The sequence below is a fragment of the Prosthecobacter sp. genome, assembly GCF_049294395.1.
Lineage (GTDB): Bacteria > Verrucomicrobiota > Verrucomicrobiia > Verrucomicrobiales > Verrucomicrobiaceae > Prosthecobacter.
This window is the reverse complement of the sequence record NZ_JBAQCR010000035.1, coordinates 1-1,853: the sequence shown is the minus strand read 5'-3', so window position 1 is coordinate 1,853 and position 1,853 is coordinate 1. Positions and strand designations below refer to the sequence as shown.

The following is a 1,853-nucleotide window of genomic DNA, read 5'->3' as shown; positions in this document are numbered from 1 at the left end:
AGCCTTCATACCATTCGCGGCGTGATTTGCCGGACATGCGGCCATCGGTGATCCTGCACGGTTTGCCAGCCTGGCGGGCGGCTTTGCCTGCGTGAAAGTGAGATGAGTTTGGCTGGTTCATGGCTTGAGAGACTCCGGGTCAAGGGTGTATGAGATGCCGGGAACCAGGGCGGCGATGTCCGGTGGGAGTGTGACATCGAAGATCCCGGGCAGGCCACGGCAGGGGTGGAAGGGCAGCTCCACAACACGGTCGATCACGTAGCCATGCCGCCCCATGAAGAAGGGAGAATCAGAAGCCTGCACGCAATCTGTGATGTGCATGGCACCGATGATGCCGCCGCTGGGCAGGTTGGTGCGGCGTGCGATCGTCTTTGCCGTCATGAGTGCGGCCAGGTCGAGCGGTGCCGTGTATTTCTTGATCTGATCCTTGAGCCACAACTCAGCCGTTGCATCGAAGGTCTGAGCGGCATGGATGAGAACCCATCCACGGGTCCATGTGCGTGACATGCGGTTTTCGATGCGCTTGGGGCCGTTGAGAATCATCGACGCCCAGGGCTGGCGAATGGAGAGGGCTCTCACTCTTCGTTATCCTCCGCAGGGTGAAAGATTGAGGGGCCGTGGTTCTTGATGGCCTTAGTGACCATCTCTTCATACTCGCCGTGGAAAAGTTCATGGCGGGAATTGCTGACGCGGCTGTCAGTGTACTCGATAATCCAATAGCGACCTGGCTCGACATCGTCTGTTGCCCTTACAGCCAGGACTTCTACTCGGACTTCACCAGCGCCGAAGCGGTCACCTACGCGGGGAGTACAGGCGCGCTCAATCAACGCTTCGAGAAGCGCCTGGTCGTAGATGTGGCGGCACTGCCCAGCGAGCGAGCGGTTGCTGGCTTTGGCAAGCTTGACCAGGGCTTCATATTTGCCTTCAGGGATGTAGGCACCAGCAAGCTTGAGCTTGCCGTTCTGAGTGCGGGATGCAGTTGAGGGGCTCATTAGGAGGCTCTCCTTTCCGTCAGAAGCAGCGGTTTTGGGGCTGGTTTGCTCTTGAAATAGGCCTTCATGGGGTTGCCACGGCCATAGTGAAATCGCTTCTCACGCATGGCGGTGGCGACATCGCGCAGCAGGGAGGCGAGGGCTTTGACATCATGTTCATATTTGAGCGTGTCCCCGTAGTCGAAAACGTCATCCTTATCGCCTGCTTGACGGCCCAAATAGATGCAGAGGTCATGGGCCGGGGCGGAAACGACTGCGTTGATCTCCAGATCAGTCGATCCCTCGTATTCGTCTTCGTACTGTGGGCTGATGCCCTGAACGAACAAGCCGATGTCTTTGCGCTCATGACTGAGCGCCAGCGAGCGCGCATCAATGGCGCACATCCAGAGGCCATCCAACCAGCTGGCGCAGGCTTCGATTTCATCCAGTGTGCGCAGGTTTGCCCAGCCGGAATACTCTTCTGAACCATTGCCCAGGCTAAGGCCGGTGCAGTCAGTGACCTGCCCCCAGATCCAGGTGGTAGGCAGTTGAAAACTGATAGGACGGATGATCGCGCCGAAGTTAATTTCCAGAGGTCTCATCTTATGCGGCCTCCTGTTGAATGAGCTGGGTGCTGGCGAGGCGGAAGGCTTCGGCGGGGTCGGTGACTTTGCCGCCTTTGAGCATGAGGTCTGCGAGGCGGGCGTGCATGGCGACGGCTCCGGCTGCGCCGCTGTCTACGCGGGTAAGAAGGTTGAGGGCCTGGCGTTTGACGGCGGCGTTGGACTTGGGGAAGTGGAGCTTGAGGAGGTGGTCCACGGTGGCTTCGCTGGTTTCTCCGGGGATGAGCTTTTCACCGTCGCTTTCAAAGAGATCCACGCT

The 1,853-nt window shown here is 58.7% G+C and carries 4 protein-coding genes; all 4 read right to left on the bottom strand.

Going from position 1 to position 1,853, the window contains the following annotated elements:
• Positions 1 to 117: 117 nt before the first annotated feature.
• Complete coding sequence (locus WAW39_RS02300; RefSeq protein ID WP_422315354.1) at positions 118 to 579, bottom strand: hypothetical protein; 462 nt, start codon at positions 577 to 579, stop codon at positions 118 to 120.
• Positions 576 to 992, bottom strand: a complete 417-nt coding sequence (locus WAW39_RS02295) for a hypothetical protein (protein WP_422315352.1) — start codon at positions 990 to 992, stop codon at positions 576 to 578. Before WAW39_RS02295 ends, WAW39_RS02300 begins: the two co-directional genes overlap by 4 nt.
• Complete coding sequence (locus WAW39_RS02290; RefSeq protein ID WP_422315350.1) at positions 992 to 1,573, bottom strand: hypothetical protein; 582 nt, start codon at positions 1,571 to 1,573, stop codon at positions 992 to 994. Before WAW39_RS02290 ends, WAW39_RS02295 begins: the two co-directional genes overlap by 1 nt.
• Before the next feature lies 1 nt (position 1,574).
• The coding region (locus WAW39_RS02285; RefSeq protein WP_422315348.1) for a hypothetical protein at positions 1,575 to 1,853 on the bottom strand (279 nt) is incomplete at its 5' end.